Below are 20,893 nucleotides of genomic sequence, written 5' to 3' on the forward strand. Positions count from 1 at the left end.
GATGAAGATCGGTGCGGTGCTCAACAAGGTCTACGACCGGGACGTCGGATGGCGCCCAGCGTCAGGCGGGATCAAGCCCGTCCACGTGGCGAACGGTCTGATTCGCGCAATCCAGGGAGGTCAGTACGACGTCTCGCTGCTGCATGAATTTGTCGTGTGGTGGACCAAAGGCCGAAAGCCAGATCCGAAGAAGACCTATGAGGTGCTGGCTTCTTCACACACCGAACTCTACGCGGCCTTCGACCACCCTCGCGCTGACTTCGAGCGGACTCGTAGGTACGTAGAGGGTTTGCTCCGGGCCGACCGGGCGCTGTTCCCCTCGAAGGACAAGTCTTCCTTTTCGCTCACCCATGGTCGAATGGTGACCGCGGACATGAACGACCGGAAGCTTGGTGTGTTCGGAGCGGCGCTCCTCGGGGACCCCGATGAGGAAGACTCGCTGGCTGCGGCGATCCGCGCTGCGGCCGTCGTGGACGCTCCACGTGATCCCCTGAGCGCGTTGACTTGGCCTCTCTTGAGCGAGAGCCCGGCCCGAAAGATCCGCGCTGGGGATGCCGAGGCCATCAAGAGGGCGCTGAAGCGTCGGCATAACTCAGAGTTCGTCACCACCATTCAAGAGGCCGCTTCATGTCTGGCCACCCATGAGCGAGGCCAAGGCAACAGCATGCGGACGCTCCAACGCGCGGTCCAATTTGTCTGCGTTGCCACCATCGCTCACGCTCAGGCCCTCGCGGCGGGGGGGCGCCTCGAGCGACGCGCCCCAGCCTTGATGACCTTGGCAGGTCACCGCCGGAGTGACGTCGCGGTTGCGAGCGAGCGATCCCTCGACTTCATCTACGGGAGCTTCGAGCAGTGGCTTGCGAAGCGCCTCGCCGGCCTGATCGCAAAGGGCCAAGCGCTCGCGGACGACATGGATCCCGCGCCGTCAGGCACGACCGACCTACGGCGTGTCAAGCCGTTCCTCGTCGGGATCGACAGCGCGAAGTCCAAGCAAGGGAGCCCCTCGGACCAAGAGATCAAGCAGCGGATGAACTACTTCAAGCAGGCCAGGCAACAGCTCGGACCCAAGGCGAAGCCTGCCGATGTGCTCGCGCGCGCGCTGGTCGCCAGCTACTGTCGCGAGTACGAGTCAGGCGGACCCAAGCAGTTCTTGCGAGGGCTCGGGTGCAAGGTCGGGCTGTTCTATCCCCACTTCCAGGGTGCCACGCGGTCAAAACGTGTTCGACCGAGCGTGCCCGTGATCGACATGCTGGTCCGCGCGTGCGTTGAACACGGCGACGCTGTCCCGCTAGACGAGTTCCTCGAGCGGCTGTGGCGACGGTTCGGGCTCATCGTCGGCGGTCGCCGCGATGAAACGTGGGACGACGCTGGCGTCCTCGCCAACCGCGGACTACCAGTGGACATCCCCGCGCTGCTCGAAAACACCGAGCGCCTAGTCGACGAGCTCACCGTCATGGGGCTCGCTCGTCGCTACGCCGATGACGTGACCTTCGTGGGAGACAGCTATGAGCGCTGAATCAGAAGAGTTTGCCGGCCGCATCGTTGGTCATCTGTGCGCGCGGCTGACCGACCGTAGCGCGTTGGGGGTGATCGCCGAGGACCTCCCGCCGCTGGACGTCGACGCGCTCGTGGGCGTCATCGCGGAGGAGGCCAAGGCGGGGGCTCGAGGACCCCTGCGTCTCGCCATTTTGGGCGGTGCCAAGCCCCGACGGAAGCGACGCAAGACGGCAAAGCTCGAGCTCACGACTGACCCACTCGTCGCCAACAAGTGGCGGAATGACGACGCCGCGGGGGACGGGGCGCGATCGATCGTCGTGGTGCTCGGACCGACGGCCAAGCTCAACTCCCTTCGGACGGCGCTTCGCCCCCTTCGCGCCAAGGAGCTGCGAGGTGAGATCGCGCGTGTGGCCTCAGAGTGGCTAGAGCAGCCGGAGCGAGGCCACTTCTGGCGGGCGCTCGCCGAGCGCAGCCGCGACGTCCCGACAGCGACGCTCTTGGAGTACGTCGCGCCGCTGGAGGCGAGCGCGAAGCGCCCCGCCAAGCTCCTCGAGCTCGAGGCTCGAGGGGTCTGGCGGATGGGGTTGCTGCGATCACCCAAGCTGACCTCATCGGCGGGCCTGGGGAGTGCAAAGAAAGCCCTCCGCGCGAACGTCGACTTCGTTCGCTCGCTGGAGACGCTCTCTGACAAGAACCTCGAGCGCCTCGTCCACGCGTCAGACAACGGCGACAAGCTCACTCGCCAAGACGCTGACAAGCTGCTCCGCTTCGCAGCCTCACGCGAACGGCCAGCGCTCGAAGGCATCTCACTCGAGCGAGCCCGTGAGCTCTTGCGAACGGAGCTTCCCCAGACGGCGGAGGCCTACGATGAGGACCAGCCTCGCCCTGCACGGAAGGAGCGAGTCGAAGGGGACATCCTCGCGCTCGATCTGCTGTTGTCAGGGTCGAAGGGCGCCAAGAAAGCGGCCGCGGCGTACCAAAAGCTGCTCGAGCCTAGCCCCGACGGCGAGGACCAGGACCAACTGAAGCTCGGCGAGCGCGTTGTCCTTCCACAGCGACGAGAGGGCAGCCGTCAGAGCGTGGGCCTGTTCGGCGGCTTGCTCACTCACGACGTCTGGGGGGGCATCGCCGTCGCAACTGACGCGGTCGACTTCGTCAGCGCGACCAAGATGATCGCGGCAGGGGACGCGAACGTCCACCCCTTCACGCCGGGAGCTGAAGACCACGTACGCGGCATGATCGAGAAGGCAGTGAATCGGCGGATGATCGAGCCCGCCGCCCTCGAGGCCTTCGACGAATACGCTGAGCGCCGCGCGACGCTCCTCTCCTCTCAGCTCGCGCTCTTGGACCACCCGCTGTTGGCGTTGGCCGCAGACAAGAAGCTCTGCGCGGAGGTGGGGCTGATGCTCGACGCGTACGGACGCGCGCTCAAGCTCGTCAAGGAGGCCGCCGATATCCTCCAGCGTCGGGGTAACTTGGAGCCCGCGCGCCGACTAATTGCGCGAATGCTGAGCTTGGACATTGCGTTCGTGCGCGCCGGCAAGGCGTGGTTCGCCGTCGCGGCGCCGACACACCCGTTCCACCTCTGGCGTCTGCACGCGCTGATCGAAGTGTTCGCCGATGACCTAGACGAGCTCAGGAAGATCGGCCCCGAAGAGCTAGAGGATCTCGTCACAGATCCACACACGGCGACTCCGCACGTCGTGCTGAGTCGGTTCGCTGCTGACGGTGGCGCCATCGAGCATACCTCCACACTGATCGCCGCGGGCAGCTATGGGGCCTTGCCGATGTTCGCTGAGCCGAAGGCGCGGCAGCGCGGGACATTTAAGAGCAAGGCCCTCGCTGCTCTCGCCGACCGACTCATGCGGCTCATGCCTCACGCCGCGATCGGCCTCCGCGTCACGCTCGTGGACCCCCCTAGCGTGGCGGGGGCGCTCGATCGGCTCCTGAACCTGAAGAACCCGCTAGATGATGAGCTGCCAGTGCCGCTCCATGCGACCGTCCTGCGGACGCGTCAGGCTCCCGACGCCACAGACGAAGAGGATGACAAGCTCGGCACCCTCGCGCGCGAGCTCGTGGACGCGGGCGGCACCCTGCAAGTTTATCCCGCCGTCCCGTCGCTCGCAGACGTCGAAGCACACCTACGTGATCGCCCAGCCCATCTGTTGGCGCTCTTCGATCCGGGGCAAGCCGAGGTCGTGAAGTTGAGCGCTCCTCGCCCGCGCCTGTCACCCTTGACGCTGCCGCGCTCGTACTTCTACGACGACTTTGACGACCGCATCGACGTTATTGTCTCCGGCGATATCCCACTGTTTGGTAGCTACCACGAGCTCTTTTGTCGAACGATCGACGCTCCGACCTCCGACATCCTCGGCCGACGCTCGGGCGCGAGCCAGAGCAGGAAGGAGCTCGAGCGCATCACGAATTCCGCGGTGTGGGTCTCGGTCCTCGATCAGGGCATCGAGCCCACGTTCCGGATCAAAGGCGCGGAGCGGCTCGACTGGCGGCAGGATGGTGGCCGAGATGTCGTCACCGTGACGGCTCACCATGAGACCGTGGAGCACTTGGTCCACGATGCCCTTCGACTGGCTGGCCTCCCGACGACGGAACAGAGCGTCAAGCGTACGTTGAAGGAGCTCTTCAACCTGAGCGGCGAGGCAGTGTTGGGTTTGCTCCGCGCCCAGATCGGGGTGTCTCTGGTTGAGCCCCGCTTCGCCAAGGGCCTGATCGGTACGCTCATCGCGGCGAGGTGGTACCTGCGCGCGCACCCCGAGGCGCTGCTGATCTCATTGGATGAGAAGACCAGCAGGCGGTGGATCTTGGGGGTCGCGTCCGACGACCGACACGGCGACCTCCTGGGCGTGCGAATGAGCGACGCTGGGCCTGTGCTCGAGGCGATCGAGGTAAAGACCTACGAAGACGCTGACGCGGTCGTGAAGGTGCGAGCGAAGGGCATCGAGGGTGAGGCGGTGACACAGGTCGACCAAACGATCGCTGTCCTGCGACACATCATCGGCTTGGATGACGATGGGACCGCTGTCGCGCGGGCGCGAGAGTCGATCCTCAAGGACCAACTCTACCGTGCCGTCGCGGCGCGGCCGTACAGCGCCGACCGTCGCAGCCGACTCGTCCGAACGCTCGAGGAGTTATTCAAGACTGGACCGGCCGAGCTTCTTGGATTGATCTTTAGCGTGAAGATCGCCCCGGGGGAGGTGTCGGTCTCTCCCGATGCGCCCAAGTACCGACGCTCTCCTGGAAAGAACACCGTTGGGTACGTCGAGATCATCGAGGCAGGAGAACTACCAAAGCGGTCGCGCCCTAAGTCGACCAAGCTCAAGACTGACGCGAGCGGACCTGAGCCTGGTTCAAGCCCGGGGTCATCGGCCAAGTCGAAGTCGAAGTCCAAGAAGCGGTCATCGCAGCGGAAGCGGAGCTCAGCAGTTCAGCCGGACGAGGACATTCGCGTCCACATCGGCGAGAGCCCAACTGGCGGGGAGGTGACTTGGGCTCCCCATGACGAAGAGCATCCTCTCAATAATTTCGGTTTGCTGGTGACGGGGGACTCTGGCGCAGGGAAGACCCAAATTCTTCGCGCGATCATTCACGCTGTGACTCAAGCGGGAGTCCCTGTCTGCGCGTTTGACTACAAGAACGACTACGCAGATCCGGAGTTCAGCGAGTTGGTGGGCCTCGACGTCTACAACGTCGATCGACAGGGCTTGCCCTTCAACCCACTCGAGCTCGCTGGTGACGAGACTGGGCGCGCCCAGCCGATTCGTCACATCCATGAGATCGCTCAGATCCTGAAGCGCGTGTTCAGCCTCGGAGATCAGATGGAGGCGCGGCTGCGCAAGGCGATGCAGCGCGCGTACGAAGCTCGCGGCATCAAGGCGCGCGTCTGGATCGATGTGGATGACGCTCCTGCGCCGCCTTCTTTTGACGAGGTCATCGAACAACTCGAGAGCACGGGGAAGAACGAGAAGTTGCTCAACCGGCTGTCCCCGTTGTTTGACCTCGGCTTGTTCCCATCGTCGGAAGACGCGGAGTCAACCTTTGACGAGTTGCTCGAGCGCAGCGTCGCGCTGCAACTCAACGGCTTGCCTCACGACAACATCAAGCAGGCGCTCTCGGAGTTCATCATCGTGAGGTTGCACGCGCACGCCCTCCGAGGAGAGCAGCCGCGTCGGCTACGACGGCTTCTGGTGTTTGATGAGGCGTGGCGGGTGAAAGAGTCCACCCGGCTTCACCAACTCGCTCGGGAGGGGCGAGCCTTTGGGATTGGCATCGCTCTGGGCACGCAGTTCCCCGGTGACATTCCCGACAACTTGTCCGGGAACCTCGCTACTCAGCTGTTTCTGCAAAACCAAAACTCGGAGCACGTGAAGTCGGTCGTCAGGACCTTGCTCGGCGCCCGGTCTGGGAGGGGCGTGAGGTCTCTGGAGACGCAGATCAAACAGCTTCAGAAGTACGAGGGCTTCTTCCGGAATCAGCAGTACACCCCCTACACCTTCGTCACCACGCTGCCCCACTTCAAGCGGGTCTAGCGATCAGCCTGATGCCCGATTCTCTCTGCCCGCGGCCTACCCGGCAGCAGTATCGGCTCGCGCGCCTCATCACCCGGTGGTACCTCGATCGGTACCACGGCACCGACGAGGACGTGGGCACAGCCAGCATGTTCTGCGACCGCCGTCGGGTTGGACACTTCGCGGTGAGTCGCCGAGCGCTCGCGCGCGGCAGCGGCGACGCGTTGTTCCGGATGCTGATCGCTACGACGATGTTCCAGCGTCGACAAGACGCTCAGATCCTCCGCGTGCTGCGGGGGATCTCGAAGGAGCACACCTACGAACTCACAGACTCCCGTCGACTGCTGTCACTCGCCGATGATAGCCGTTGCCCGCACCTGAAGAGTAACGCCACGCTGCTAGAAGCGTGCGACCTCTCCAAGGACCCCGTGACGAAGCAAGGGCGCTGCGGCGCGAGGCCACGCACGCCCTGTCACCTCAAACAGCACACGGTCCTGCTCAAGCGCTACGGGCACTTCGGGAAGGTGCCAACATCGGTCGCGCTCACCCTGCGAGAAGGCAGCGCCGATAGCCTCGCTGAGCTCCGTGAGCAGGTGCTCGGCGAGCATGACGACCCACTTGAGCGGGCTGTCGCCCTCGAGCGGCGGCTCTCGAAGGCGTGGCGTGTCAGCGACAAGATCTCCGCGATGTTTCTCTCCGCCGTCTGCAACCCTGACCTGTGCCCGGGCCTGTCGCCGTGGGCCGAGGGCGTCGACTGGACGCGATACGTCGTCATCGACAGCAACGTCGATCTCTTCCTGACCGGCACCGGTTATCCAGGTCCGTGGACCTACAACAAGCGGCGGGAGTTCATCCAGCGGCTCGCAAAGCGCGTGGATCTCGAGCAGATGAAGCCAGGGCTGCAGCGGTTCAACCCCAGGATCGTGCAGCAGGCCCTCTACTTGTTCATGAGCATATCCAACCGACGCGCGGCGAAATTGGATTGCGCGCATGAGGCTCCTCGCAGTTGTGAAGCATGCCCCGGTCCGCTAAAGTCACTGTGTCCGTCGACTGCCTCTATGAGTATCTCGAAATGAGCAAACACTATTATCGTCGATCAGATGATGACACGACAGAGGGAATCCGTACCTACTAGGTCCGGATCACCTTGAGGACGTGCTTGGCTCGAGAACTTGCCACGTAGTGGTCCTCCGCGGAATAGCCGCGCTGCGTCCCTGCATCGGGTACGCCGGCTAGGACGATCGCATCAGCCTCCAGTCCTTTGAAGCGGCGGTGGGTTTCCAGCAGCACACCTTCGCCACGACGCCACGCCTCGAGGTCGTGAACCAAACGCACCACCCCGAATTTCTCTGGCCACTGGTCGTGACGCAACCACGGTACGAGGATGGCGACCTGAGACGGCTTGAGTCCCCCGCGGTCCCGGAGACACCAGTCCTGGACGGTCTTCCGTGTCGCCTTGATCACATCAGCTTCAGAGTGGACGCGTTCTTCCTCAACGATCATACCCTTAGGAGCGCCTGGGTCTACCTCCGCCTCGAATGACAGCGCTCGGGCGCTGTACGCTGCAATCGCCTGGGTGTTCCGGCAGTTCGTGTCCAGCGTGAAAGGCGCGAGCTGAAGTTCGGTAGCGGTCATCGCGGCATCCCGATAGATGCGCTGCCGAGGATCGTAGAACACCGTCAGCCGGCGCGGCTCATCGCACCGGTAGAGGGCCTCCAGCGCTTCCCACCAGAGTTCCAAGAAGTCTTGCCCTTCGTCCACGACAATGGCGTCGAACCTCTCCTTTGGATCAACATCCAACGCTGCCGCCTCAAGGAGGTCTGCTGCTTCATCGCGCCAGAAGGCGTCGCCCTGGGCGTTGAATGACCGCATAGTCAGTCGGCAGAAATGGGCACAGATACTATGGAACGTGCTCACCACGATCTGGTCCTCATAGGCTGGGGACAGGGAACCGGAGAGCGACTGCGCCAAGTGTTTATTGTAGCAGAGGACGAGGACTCGTAGTCCGGCGTCGGCGTGGCGTCGCGCCTGGGTCATGGCCAACAGGGTCTTTCCCGAACCCGCGACCCCTTCAATGGCTGATCGTGGGTGACGCCTGATGAAGCCCAGAATCCGGTGCTGAGCTTCGGTCAGCCTTAGGAGTTTCTCCTCCTGGTCCGCGATCGTTCGCCAGAGTACTGGCACGAACCTGAACATGGGGCTCAAAGCCGACCTCAGGCTGGAGAGCATATCTGTATGGATCGCCTTGAGCCGTGGAAGCGCACACCAATGCGTCAGGGCGCGTTGAACGGCTCGTCGCATATCACGCAGCGCCCCAGGACCCAGGAGGATAGCCGGATGGGCATTTGCCGGAAGAGGTCCCTCCCAACGCGTCTCGGTGAACACCACCGCGTGGCCAATGGTGAACGGCGGGGCGCCCTCGAACACATCATCATCCCGCAGGTGATTCAGTATTGCGCTCTTGTTCTTCTCCGCTTGGTCGAAAGGGCCTTGCATGTGATGCCACTTGCCCTCCCTCCGGTTGAGTTGCGACCATCGATGCTCCACGGGGTCATACACGATCTCGCTGGCCTTGACCTCCAGCACAAGCACGCCACGCTTCGGATCTACGATCACAAAGTCGATCTCTCCGTCCTTGAGGTGGTCAGCCCGCGTGTTTGGGTTCGTGCGGATCTGTAGCCAAGGATAGCTATGATAGACGACGACGTTGTCGTCGAGTTGCTCCTGCAGCGCTCGAGCAACATCGCGCTCGCCCCGATTCCTCACCTGCTCAAGAGTTCGCACAGTCGGAATGAGACGTGCCACGTTAGCCCACCACCTCGCCGGCCGTAGCCGTGTTGAGAAGGACGATTTCGCTGTTGTGCCCGAGCCGGAGTGTTGCCCCGGTGTCGTTTAGAAAGAACCGTGTGCCCAAGATCCGCACGACATCCCCCGACGCGAGCCCAAGGATCGCTGGTCCAGAAGTTGGCCCTCGCTCCACGACCCAGGCTGGAGCGCTTGGGTGCAGCACCCTGTTGACTGCCGCCAGGACTTCAGCTCCCACGTCACGGACGCAGACCAGGCGTCGTGCGCGTACAACCATAAATTCCCCCAATACCCGTTCAATTTCCGCTTCGACGCACCACCCTGGGCCCAGATCATCGCGGCCGATCCCTGTCGTGGCCTCCGATCCCTCGGTTCCAGGCGACGGCGTCAGCGCGCCCTTCTGAGTCCACAGAGTGGGTTCTCCGTCTGCAGCTTCGCAGTCCCCCCATCGCGGACAGAATCCGCAGGCCTCTGGCGTCCTCGCGGGTTTTGCAGTTGCGTCACCAACAGCGGCGGCCCAGGTGACTAACCAGGCGCGCAGACCGGCCTCAAGCGCGTCCATCTCCGCGCGTTCACACGGCTCAAAGGCCGTGACGATCCCATCGTAGTCCCATACCTCCCGCGTGACACTCGTGACATCTGGACGTGTAGCGAGTACCAACCAGGCGTACAGGCGTAGCTGTGCATTCACGCCGTCGGCCGAGCCTGTCTTGAGGTCGACGACCTTGGCCCGCCCGTCGTCGCTCACGCTCAGCAGGTCGATCTTCCCCCCTAGCCGCACATTGAGAGCATCGAGTTTAAGTTCCGCGTTCAGTTCGGGCTCAGCCCACACGCCGACGCCCTCGACCGGAGATCCGGCGGCCAGCGCCGAAAGCCTCGTCAAGTCCAAGCGGGTCTCGGCTAGGTTCACCCACCCTCTCAAGGCGCTTCGCCATTGGGCCTGGCCTTGGGCGACCCATCGGTCGATCGGCCCCAGCCTACCCCCGAGACGCACCCGCGGCCGCTCACCGCAGGTAACTGCCGTCGCCGCCGTCAGTATGAGGTTCTTGTACCCGCCGGCTTTCTTCACAGCGGAACGTACGCCTGCCTCTGGGCCCGTCTCTCCGCGCACAGCAAGATAGGCCTCCATCGCCGCGTGCATCACCACCCCTCGTGCGGTCGCGGGAGGGGTTTCGCGTGTGAGTTCCAGCCCCGCTGCCGGCATGAGCGACCACGCGGCTCGCAGGCCGCAAGTGACCTTCGCGCGGGAGTAACTCAGCGAGCGCGGCGCCCGCTCCCCGAAGAGGGCCAGCACTGCGTTGCTGCCGAGTTGAGCGGGTCGAGTCCAGCGGGATCGGATCATCCTGTGCCCCCTATGCCGAGCTTCGCGGCGAGGGTCTTCACCACTCGATCTGGATCTCGCTGAAAGGCCCCCTCGTCGAACGCGGCGAGGGTTACTCCAACAGGAAGGTCCTCGGTGTCCTCCGCTCGCTCGAGGGCGCTCGCCCGCGCCTCGTTTCGGGCCATCCAGCCATGTCCCCCCATCCCGGTACCCTGCGCGGGCCGGGCGTAGACCAACCAAACCCGCCGGTTCGTGGACTCCACTCCCGATGAAATCTCAGCCAGCACGTCGACCGGCTCCCCACCGGCCTCCCGTTCAAGCCACGGACCCTCATCTTCGCTCATCCACTCCACGCCGGGGTGCACGTCCTGGAGGGCGGCGATCGCCTCCCGCGCTGTACCGGCGATCCGCCTAGCGAGCGGAGTGACGACTTCCTCATGAAAGAGCCCTCGCACGCCCTGCAGTAGATACATCAACAACTGACGGCCAAGGTGGCGATCAAGTTCATCGTGGTGCTGCTTGTTGAGGTGGGTCTGTAGACAGCCCGTGCAACTCGTCGCGCACCCGCTCGTCGCCTCGCCATTGGCCGATGTCCCTTCGCAACTCCCGCACACTTGAACGGCCTGCTCAAGGATCTTCTCGATGTTCTCTCGCACCCGGTGGCTAAACCCCGCGCCACCGGCCAGCGTGTCGTACAAGTACAACTCGAACCCGGTGCCCCAGGCTGACACTTGCGCATCTCCGTCGTTGTCGATGCCTGCACCCCCCGGGACCGGGCGCACGTCGGCGGCCAACTCCCCCGGCTCCAACTGCAACACTGTGTTCGCTGCCAGGACCAGGGCCTCACAGGCAGTCCTCGCCGCCCGCTTGGTGTCGAGTGCTCCGCCTTGGACATGGTCTTGACCATCACCCGGCCGGCGGGCGTTGTCGATGGCGATCCAGCCTCGGTCTTCATCTGGAACAGCCAGCCGCAGTAGGCAGAGGTCGGTCACGAAGGTGGCTCCGAGCCGTAGCCCGCTGGTGCGGTACGCGTTCCTGCAGTCAATGTGGCCCGGTTGCGGCCTCGTATGTGGACCAAACTGTCCGAACTCCGCGTCGTCATCCTTGGCGACCTGAGGCGCGATGCGCTTGCAGTCCAGGCAGATCCGGTAGCCACGCCGCTTGGGGCCCTCGTTGACAACGAACAACTCCTCGCGCAGCCGGTTCCCGGGCACCAGAACTCGCCCGTTCAATGCATCGACTGGCTCTAACTCCGCATCCTTGGCGTCCATCATGAGGCGTGCACTGGTCGGATATTGGTCGCTCACCCGTTCGGTACCTCCGAGGTGCTCTCCCTGTTCATCGAAGCACGTGGCGAACCCCGGAGGAGCGATCCAACGCGCCCAACGATTCTCAACCCCACAGACGAGACAGGCCTCTCCCGGTGCGGGGGCATCCGTAGCGTCGCCGTCCAGAGGTTGGCCACCACCGTCCGCCGTGGCAGAGCCCTCCCCAGCGGCTCGCGGATTTTGCTCGCCTTTGCGGGTATGGTGGCAGTTCTCGCAGTGATAGACCCACTGATGCTTCCGGGCCGCGACCGCATCCTTGAGCGTGCCGCTGTCCGGGTGGTAGAGGGCGGAAACCCGATAGCGCTTATTATTGACCGGGAGCACACGGCCCGGAGCATATTGGCTCAGCGCCCTCGCGCGCCCCTGACGAGGAACCTCGAGGAAGCGCGGTCGCTTGGCGCGGTGGTCCTTGGCGAAGATATGGAAGCCCACCACATCAGTAGGGAACGCGTAACTCGGCAGCGCGCCGGCCTGCATGAGCACGTCGAGGACCTTGGCATGCGCAAGATCGAACGAGCTCTGGTTCCTTTTCACCCTCGAAGCAGCGTCCGCCTGCTCCTCCGCTTGCAACGCCGCGTCACCACCCGCGTCGTTGTCACCCTCGTCTTCTGTGTGGAGATGAGCCTCCTCAACCCCAACGTGCTCATCGTCATTGTCATCGCTCAGCGACGCCTCCGGTGCTGTCTCCTGAGCAACAGGTTGCTTCCCCCGAGGCTCAATTTCTACTTCAGCCACTGTGGTTTCATCAGGCGCCGAAACACCCAAGGCGGTATGAAGCAGTTTGAGGGTTTCGCCCTCCCATTCGTCCTCGAGTTTTCCCCTACCCTCGTCGTCAACGCAATCGCCGAGCACCGCCAGGATCTCGTTCGTTAGCTGAGCACAATTGGCCTGCCGCCACTCCTCGAAGCACGCCAGGGTGAGACGGTCGCCCGAGGCCAGGAACTGGCCAACGGTCCCGAGGCCGTCAAAGATTCCTTTGCGGTCGGGGTTCTGGAGCAGGTGCCGCTCGTACTCTTTGTCACTGTCAAGGGTCTCGTGGAAGAACCTCTGTAGTGACATCGCCAGTGCATGTCGATAGACGAGTTGCAGGTTGTTGGTGTCCAGCCTAGGGTTCGTCGGCGGCCCCGAGATCAGGTCCGCGGGGTGCTCGAAATGCTGCCGATCGAAGGGCTTGTCGTTAGCCCAAGCGATCACCGTGGAGATGCCGTCGCCACGACGACCCGCCCGACCCGCCCGCTGCTGATAGTTGTCACGACGCGGGGGCATGTTCCGCAGCGCGACCGCCGAGACTGCACCGAGGTCGATGCCAACCTCCATGGTCGTGGTGGACGAGAGGAGATCGAACGCGTCGGACTCCTTGCGCCCCTCGATGGAGTACTCACCGTCGGTGTTCTTCTTCGCCTTTCCCACCGGGCCGAGGTCTACGTCCTGGAACCGGAGTTCGTTGATCTCGGCGGTGTTGAAGAGCGCCTCGCGGTCCAACTCCCCGAGTTGGGCCGTGTGTTCGCCCGCGAGTGGAAGGGCCGGGAGGACGACCTGCTCGCCGGCCTTGGAGACATTCTCCTGCAAGCCATCGAGGGCCTCTGCCGCGCGGGCCCGGTAGTGGGTGCGGCGGGCCTCAAACCACGCAACCACGTCAGGCTCCGCCAGGCAAGCTGTGTCCTCGTCGCGACACCGCTCGCACTCCAGGAGCCATTGACCATCATCCCCAAGGGCCAGTACGGCCGCTTGGGGAACCACTGGCTGCACCCCGCGACAGCGCCGACAGCCTCGCCAGTGCGCCAAATTGCAGTCGACCTCCAACGTCAGGACGCGCCCGAGAAGTCGCCGTTCGGCGTCGCAAAACGCCTCGAGCAGCGCTCGGTGCAGTTTATTGGTGTCTTTATCCTTGAGGTTGAGCGCCTCGTTCATTGCGCCCTTCCACCGCTCGGCGTGCTTCGCATCGAGCCTCTTTGGAACCTGCTTGGGGAAATCCACGCCGGCCTCCACTGCCTCCGAAAGAAGCACCCCTCGACCAAGCCAGAGCCGCAGCCAGCGACCACAGAGGTGGTCAAGTAGAAGATCAGAGGAGATGAGTCCAACTGGCAGAACCCCGGCGGACTGGATCTTGGCTCGGGCAGAGCTGAGTCCACCCCGCGTAGGACGCACCGACGCCAGCGCGAGTCCCCAAAGGTCCATGGCCCGCTTGCTGGCAGCGCGGCCTGTTCCACCCCCGAGCCTCGGAGCCATTGCCCCGGAGAGTCCGCTTAGGACCCAATCGCGGACCACCGCTGGGGCGCCCACGTCGGCAGGGTCTTCACTCGGGTCGGGAGGCCTGCGCTCCGCGAACTCCTTGAGTAGGGTCGCCCACTTGGGAGGTCGGACGTCTTTTGCCTGACGCATCATATTTGCGAGACGCTCGGCAACCTTCATGGCCGCGTAGAGTTGCTCGCTGTCCGCGGCGCCGATGTCAGGCACGCGAAGCCGCTGGCTCAGCCGCGCCGCCCCCAACAGAGCCGCCTGCCCAGCGGCGGTGAGGTCTAGCGGTTTCGGGTCCTCCACGGGCTGAAGGTCCGCCTTGAGCAACACCTCATTGCGCCGCGCTGTCTCAGCGCAAAGCTCCTCATATGCCTCTGACAGCATGCGCCAGCCCACGAGCAACATGGGGCGTACAGCGTCTTTGAGGGCGAACTCGTTGGCCTGGATGGACAACTCGGCGGCAGCCCGCCGAGAGTCTGAGAACGCGAGGGCTTTGCGGCCCTCGAGCGGTGCGATCCGCAGCCGCCGCGCTCGCGCCTCTTCTGTCTCTTCCTCCTTCGGAGGCTTCGCTGGCTGAGCGGCGAGTTGCGCCTGGATGAGGTTCAGGAAAGGCTGGGCCCCTTGAGTGCGGTGGGGAGTAACCGGACTCCTCTGGCGGGTCCCCCCGTGGCGTTCAGCGGACATGCAGACCGGGCAAGCCCAGAAACCCGCGTCAGCGCTGGCGCCGGGGTTGGCGGGCACAACGACCTCCCGCAATGAGCCAGCGGACTTGTCATCACTGGCGGCCGAGATCCGCCCACGCAACGGGTCGAACCGGGCCTCACGAACGTCCGCGGCTTCGTCGTGTACTGCGTTTTCCTCCACTAGTAGGTCCAGAGGTCGCAGCCCATCTCCCTCTGCGGGACTCGACCAGAGTAGAGACCACGCGTCGAGCTCGTAGCCCTTCACATAGCCCCTCAGGAACGTCGCACCACAGTCGCGGCAGGTGTAGAGTTCGTAGACTCGAGCTCCGCAACGACACCGCGGCCCAGGATCAAAGGGATAGAGCTTGCCCACGAGGGGGGCGGGTGCCCCCTCGCAGAGTCCCTCCCGGACCTTCCCGGGGATCTGGTCGCACTCCGGGTTGGCGCAGGCCCACAGCCCGGGGAGCCCACGGAACATCGCGTGCACCTTGGCGGGCAGTAGCGCTCGCCTGTCCTCCATATCCAACTTTGCGTAGCTGCCTATCGCCAGGATCGTGGCGACCAGTCGCTGCCGCCGAGCCGAGAGCGCTTTGGTCGCCCAAAGGCTGGGGTAAAGCTCCGGAGGGAATGCCTTTTCCTCCAGCAAGAGATCAACAGGCCTCGCCTTCCGTGCGGTGAACTTAGCGAGACGATGCAGAGGCGCCCAGGAGCGGACCTCGGCGCCCCCAGCGTCGGCGAGCAGTTCCTGTGCGAGCGCGTCCCGCAGGCCCACAGTGGCGACCTCGCTGGCTTCCAACTCGGCGAGGCGCTTCTCGCTGATCTCAACCGCCTGCTCCCCCAACTCCCGGCGGGTCGCGGTGACAGGCTCGCCGAAGTCGGTTGGCGTCTTCCCCGTGAGGCGGGCCGCAAACACGGCAGCCGGATGGTCGCCAGACCCATCGCTACCAGCGAAGCTCGCGCTCGTGCAGATCACCTGGAGCCGCTCAGGGCCGATGCCGAGACGGTGGCGTAAGCGGCGGATCAACATCGCTACCTCTGCACCAGAGGCGCCGCGGTAGAGGTGGGCCTCATCGATCACGAGCAGGAGGCGCTCCTGTGGACAGGCGTCCAACCACTCTTTGGTCTGGCGAAAAAGCGAGCGCTCGATGGGGCGCAGCAGCGCGTACTCTAGCATCGAGTAGTTCGTCACGAAGACGTCGGGAGGTCCCTGGTGGTCGAGCCCGTCGAGGTCGAGCGCTTCGTGCCGGGTAAAGAGTTCAGCGTCGTTCTTGCGCCAGACCGCCCGGATCGGCTTGGGCTGGTGGTTCGGGTCTTTGTATGGGCGCGTCAGGTAGTCGCCGTCCCCCCACCAGTTCTTTAAGTCGTCCGCTCCGTTGAGGGTGTCTTTGACGGGCCACTTGCCCAACTCGCGAAGCTTCGAGATCAGGGACGCTGCGCCGTGTACGTCGCGCGCTGCGTTGTCGTAGAGCATCTTGAAGAAATGGTCGTAGGCAGGCTTGATCCTCTCCGCGTCGCGCGGCTTCCAGCGCTTTCCGTTCCACCGCATCCGCAGTCCTGGGTAGAGAGTGCGGCCGGTGTAGCGCCCGAAGGTCATCACCCGATCGCGCTTGTAGGTTTCCGTGACCAAGGTCTTGAGCTGCACCGCGCCAAACCAGCGACGAAGCCGGCCCAGTTGATCGTTGACCAAGGCGTTCATCGGGTACAAGACGAGGGCACGGACGGCGCGTCGCGCCCATGACGCAGCGCTCGCCTCCGCCTCCACAGCGAGTTTGCCCACGATGGGGGCGAGGAAACACTCGGTCTTCCCCGAGCCTGTCCCGGTAGTTACGACGACGGAGCCGCCGTTGAGGGCCCGGGTGATAGCCGTGGCCTGATGCTCATACGGCGGATCAAAGAAGACCCCTCTCTGCGCCAGCGCATCCAAGGCCTGTCGTGCCGCTGGGGGGACGCCCCCTGTGTCGAGCCAGTTCGCATCTGCCGAGGTGTAGTTGGGCAGAGTCTCCACATACGGGATCTGGGAGAGCACCCCTTGTGACTGCGGGTTGTCGAGATCAAACAGCAGGTCGCGCTGAGCAAGCAGGTATGGATCGCGAAGGTGATAGGCAGCCTTGAGGTAGCGCGCCAGAGAGTTGTGAAGGTGGCGGTGAACCGCCTGAATCGACCGCATGACGCCATGGTGCTGCCCTGGTGAGCAAAGATCAACATGCGTCGGCGTACCGGAGGATCGTCAGCGCACCAGGTGAGCTCGCACCCACCCGGCGCAGTCGTTGAGCTGATCGCGAAGCATTTGGGCTTTCTGGTGCCCTTTGAACCGGCTTCCGTCGGCTTGGACGAAGGTCGTCGCCGCATCCCGCAGCCAAGTAGGCGCCGCCTGGCCCAGACGGAGTTCATAGAGATCATCTCCCAGACGGCACCGCCTTATCTCGATCTTCCGTGGGGAACGGGTACAGTGCGCCCGAAGAGCATCGAGGAGGAGCCCCCCCAGTTCCCTCTCAGCCAGCGATGGACAGTCTTCCCTAGGGGCGAGCCCAAGCGCTTTCTCGAGGATTCGCTTCTCCCCCTCGGAGGATCGTGCGAGGCTGAGCCCGACGGTGCCTTTCCCGGGCGGCCACGTGCCACGGTACAGTACCCACTCCTCCCCCCCGTAGTGCCGCGGCGCCTTCCAGAGCCGAGGCAATTCCTCGTCAGCGCGACAGACGAAGAGCCCCTGGGGAAGTTCCGCGGTGGAAACAAGCTGCCGTAGGTGTGCGTTCCCACCCTCATTGAGGAGTGCCACCGCCCGTTCGACTACAGCCTGGGGACCATTCGGCAGGTCGACCGGCGCGTTCCTCCACGGGAACTCCACGAGGCGCTTGATTGTGCGACCACCCATGGCTGAAACCGCCAACTCTAGCCGCTGTTGATCTTCACTACTCAGCGGGACGAGGACCCGTGGACCGCAGACACGCACGTTGGGTGCCTTCCGCGAGGAACTCGGGCGGAATTCACGGGGGCATCGCCCCACGAGACCGAAAGGAGCGGGGTCCTCCCCGGCCAGTGAGATGACGCGCGGCGGTGTCACCCCGATCGACGAACCACCACGCACGTCCCCGCTGCGTCGGAGTTCTGCGTGCCTCTCGCTAGCATCCACACCCTCCATGTCCTCAGTCGACAGCGCCCCTCGAACAGCCGCGTCGATTCCGCTCCTGTCGCACTCCCCGACCGCGTCTAGCCAACGCATAGCAAACGCCTTCCAGCGGAGACGTGACCCCGACCCCTCGGTGACCCCGACCCCCTTGTCGCGCTCGCGTTTGGATGCTCTCGGATCCTGTACAAGTGCCATGCGGACCTGAGTTCGCGTCGATGCAACGTCGACAACGTCGACCGCGTCGAGTTCTTCAGTGTTGTTGAGCAGAGCATCCACGCGCTCCCATGCATTGTCGCTAACCTCGGCCGTGACCTGGCGAGCGGCTTGGAGCAGCTGGAGCGTTCGTTCGCGAGCCCCGACGAGGCTCCCCTGAGACCTCCCCTCTGTGTTCGCCCAAACGTCGCCGATGCCGAGCGCCTCTTGTAGGACCAAGAGCGGATCCAACGAGATATCCCCCGTGTGGGTCAGCGTTAGCATTCGGAACGGAAGCAGGAACGCGCCAGGGCTCACGACCAACTTCAACAGCGCCCAGCGAGTTGGCTCGTCCGGCCAGCCGTTCCCGAGGATCCAGCCGGCCGACCTGCAGCACTCGTACCAGCGGTCTCGCAACGGCCGAACCGAAGCCATACTGGGGAGGCCGAGTGATGCGTCCTGGCGCCCCGTGGCTTCCTCGCGCAATGACTCCTGAAGGTCGTTGATCAGGCGCTCAAGCAGCGCGGACCTGGCGAGGACGCTGGCCTTCCGCCGCACCGCCTCGTCAGCCTCGTCGAGGCTGCGGGCGCGCTCTAACAGAGCCGCGCTACGGAGCAACGGACCTGCCGCCCGCCGTTTGTACCCTGCCTCGATCGCAAACCAGTGACCCTCACTGCGACGTGCTCCAGCGACAAAGCACAGAGCCGGCGTCAACAGTTCGAGCCGATGTCGGTCGCCATTCACCATGGAAGTAGCTCCAACCACCGCCCCCATCGGTGCTACGAGTTGATCGGGGTCTAAGCCCCCGCCTACACCCATGAACCCGCCGCTTTGGAACGGGGCCTGCAACTGAACGCTGCGGAACCCCTCATCAGCGTCGTCACGAGGGTCCCAAGGGCATTGACAGAGCCTTGTGCCCTCCCCGCCAACGCTCACCGTCGTTCCGCTGACACGCCGCGCTCGCCAACTCGGCGTGCCCCCATCTATTATTTCGAAGGTTGACGCCTCGCTCCATTGCGCGTCCCCGATGCGGACCTCCACGGTGCCGCTCCACGCCTTCACGCCCGCATTCTCCAGCCGCCGCGACGCGGCAGCCACCATGGACGACAACTTGACGCGGTCAACAAAGACAATGCGGGTCCGGTCGGCGCCATCGACCTCCCATGTGCACTCTTCGACCTCGAACTCCAACTCTGAGTCGACGGTACCTCGCCATACCCGAACTCGGACCTGGATCCGCACATCGCCGCTGGGCGAAGCACGTACTTCCAGCGAGAGCGGAACCGCCGGTGGACGAGCGCCTAGAGGCGGCAGCCCTTCACCCAGCAACTCCGATCGCCAGATCTGGAACGCGCTGTGTGATACTACGACCCCACGCATGGTCGCGGCTGCATTCTCGTCGAGCCTGAGTTCCAGCCCCCGCCGGTCTTTGTCGTGGGAGAATTCGAGTCGGGCATCCCAAGGGATCTCCCCGCGGAGTTCTACCTCAGCGGAGTCCTGAACTCCCGTGAGTCCCCCCAGCACCTTCCCGTCTGACCGACACAACTGGGCCGTCCAGGGTCCTCCCTTCTTGGGCGCAGCGCACCACAGAGCGGCGGGCCGTAGCGGGACGATCGCGCGCCAGGTTCGGTCGTCGAGTGCTACCAGTTCGTGGACCTCGCCAAGCAAGCGAGGCTGAAGGTCGCGGTCCTCGTCGGCGTTCACCCGGAGCACACGTTCGACAATCCAGCACGGGGATGCACCAAACAATGAAAGCTCTCCGACCACGGGACGCGAGTCGCTCGCAGAGGCAGGCACGACCTCGTGAGTCGCACCCACCGCGGAACCGCGCACGGTGAATCCGTCGCCCCCGGGCCTCTCCTTGAGCCACTTGAGCCGACGGAAATCGCCCGAGGCCGGGAGCACCCCCGCGACATGCTCTTCGAATAGCTCCCGGCGACGTTCGGAGTTCCCCTCTACCAGCGTGACACGGGCTTCAAGTTTCGCCTCCTCCGCCGGAAGACCGCTGAGGATACAGGCGCGTCGTCGGCCGATCTCGCGTCGCTTGAGCAGTTGTTCACGCAGGAGCATGTCGGACACTGGAACACCATTGGCCTCCCAGCGCATCGACACGAGTCCCCGTAGGAGCGTCCTCAATGTACCTTTTGAGTAGAAATCACCGAGGTCGAGAGCGAGCGCGTACTTGCCGTGACACACCCCGCTCTTCACGGCCGGCAGCAACACCAGCGGCGCGCGTACGCGTCGCTCATGCGAGGCGCGGTTGCCAGATCGCGCCTTGTTGACGGCTTCGACCACGCGCGCTCGCGCGCTCGCAATTAGTGTCTGCTCAACCTGTTGTAGGAGCGCCGTTTCGGCGAGGAGATCTTCGTCAGTCAGGATCCCATGCACCAACAAAGCAATGAGCCCCAGGACTGGGACTCCAGAAGTCCCCGCAGCGATCCCTGAGGACCAACGACGGCGCGCCTGTCCGAGCGCTGACGTGCGATCGGCCCGCTCCTCACCGAACTGCTCCAACGCTTTCGCTACCGCTGCCCACCGTTCCTCAAGTGTCACTCCGCTGCACCAGGCCACTGCAAGCGATCCTCGATCACACAGGTCGTTGGCCTCCCTCATTTTCGCCGCAGGAACGACCGCGGCAGGGAAAACACGCATGAGCGGCTCACCACCGAAGGCCGGTGGCGCCCGCAAGAAGTTCGTGTTCGCCCTACTCGTGTCCCCGCTGGTCGGGATTTGCGCAGCCGACTTGAAGAAACCCTCGATCTGTCGACGGTGTTCGGGCCTGAGCTTTGCGTCAAGCCACTCCTCCAACTTCGCCCATACAGCCTCGGTCTCGAGGGCGGCCTCGGAACTCGCAGCGATCCAGAGCCAGCGATCCAGAGTGTCGACTCCGTCCCGGGTCTCGAACCGACGCCTCAGGGCTTCACTCAATTCGTCGACATCTTCGCCGTGCTCGATCCCAAACACGTAGCCGCCACACTCTCGCCTTGCCTCGCGAAGGTCGCGATACGCGGCACGGATCCGCGTGTTGATAGACTGTGCTTCGGTGTGATCAGACACCACCGTCAAGCCTACTCCATCCTCGCCAGATCAATTCGCGTCGCTCACAAACAGTGTGAGCGCCGCACGTCGCTCGCGGTGGCTTCTAGGAGATGACTTCGACTCGTCGGCTACATCGGTCG

The 20,893-nt window shown here is 64.2% G+C and carries 7 protein-coding genes; 3 read left to right on the plus strand and 4 right to left on the minus strand.

Annotated features, from left to right (window positions below; all coding sequences use genetic code 11):
• Position 1: 1 nt before the first annotated feature.
• From PPSIR1_RS20490 to PPSIR1_RS20500, 3 genes are all read left to right on the plus strand, one after another.
• Positions 2-1,516: a hypothetical protein gene (locus PPSIR1_RS20490; RefSeq protein WP_006973056.1), complete on the plus strand. Its 1,515-nt coding sequence runs from the start codon at positions 2-4 to the stop codon at positions 1,514-1,516.
• Positions 1,517-1,586: 70 nt separating this feature from the next.
• Positions 1,587-6,041 (plus strand): ATP-binding protein, encoded by a 4,455-nt coding sequence (locus PPSIR1_RS20495; RefSeq protein WP_157595759.1) that lies wholly within the window; start codon positions 1,587-1,589, stop codon positions 6,039-6,041.
• A gap of 11 nt (positions 6,042-6,052) precedes the next feature.
• Positions 6,053-7,096 carry a hypothetical protein gene (locus tag PPSIR1_RS20500; protein WP_006973058.1) on the plus strand — a complete coding sequence of 348 codons (1,044 nt, stop codon included), beginning with the start codon at positions 6,053-6,055 and terminating at the stop codon, positions 7,094-7,096.
• A 55-nt stretch (positions 7,097-7,151) separates the two neighbouring features.
• Here the strand turns inward: PPSIR1_RS20500 and PPSIR1_RS46355 are convergent, their stop codons facing one another.
• From PPSIR1_RS46355 to PPSIR1_RS48105, 4 genes are read right to left on the minus strand one after another with little or no spacing between them, the layout of a single operon-like run.
• Positions 7,152-8,825: a nuclease-related domain-containing DEAD/DEAH box helicase gene (locus PPSIR1_RS46355; RefSeq protein ID WP_086001534.1), complete on the minus strand. Its 1,674-nt coding sequence runs from the start codon at positions 8,823-8,825 to the stop codon at positions 7,152-7,154.
• 1 nt (position 8,826) lies between these two features.
• A complete protein-coding gene (locus PPSIR1_RS46360; protein ID WP_086001535.1) occupies positions 8,827-10,167 on the minus strand; it encodes a PD-(D/E)XK nuclease family protein in 1,341 nt (446 codons plus the stop codon).
• The gene (locus PPSIR1_RS20515) at positions 10,164-16,562 is read right to left on the minus strand and encodes a DEAD/DEAH box helicase (protein WP_006973061.1); all 6,399 of its coding nucleotides are present in this window, start codon (positions 16,560-16,562) and stop codon (positions 10,164-10,166) included. Before PPSIR1_RS20515 ends, PPSIR1_RS46360 begins: the two co-directional genes overlap by 4 nt.
• Positions 16,563-16,622: 60 nt before the next feature.
• Positions 16,623-20,771, minus strand: coding sequence for a hypothetical protein (locus tag PPSIR1_RS48105; protein ID WP_157595761.1), 4,149 nt, complete (start codon positions 20,769-20,771; stop codon positions 16,623-16,625).
• Positions 20,772-20,893: the final 122 nt, after the last annotated feature.

Source organism: Plesiocystis pacifica SIR-1 (assembly GCF_000170895.1).
Classification (GTDB): Bacteria; Myxococcota_A; Polyangia; order Nannocystales; family Nannocystaceae; genus Plesiocystis; species Plesiocystis pacifica.

Bases quoted from the DNA above. Each gene is read 5' to 3' on its own strand.
- PPSIR1_RS20515 (WP_006973061.1), bottom strand. From the start codon at position 16,562: ATGCGGTCGATTCAGGCGGTTCACCGCCACCTTCACAACTCTCTGGCG.
- PPSIR1_RS46360 (WP_086001535.1), bottom strand. From the start codon at position 10,167: ATGATCCGATCCCGCTGGACTCGACCCGCTCAACTCGGCAGCAACGCA.
- PPSIR1_RS20500 (WP_006973058.1), top strand. From the start codon at position 6,053: ATGCCCGATTCTCTCTGCCCGCGGCCTACCCGGCAGCAGTATCGGCTC.
- PPSIR1_RS20490 (WP_006973056.1), top strand. From the start codon at position 2: ATGAAGATCGGTGCGGTGCTCAACAAGGTCTACGACCGGGACGTCGGA.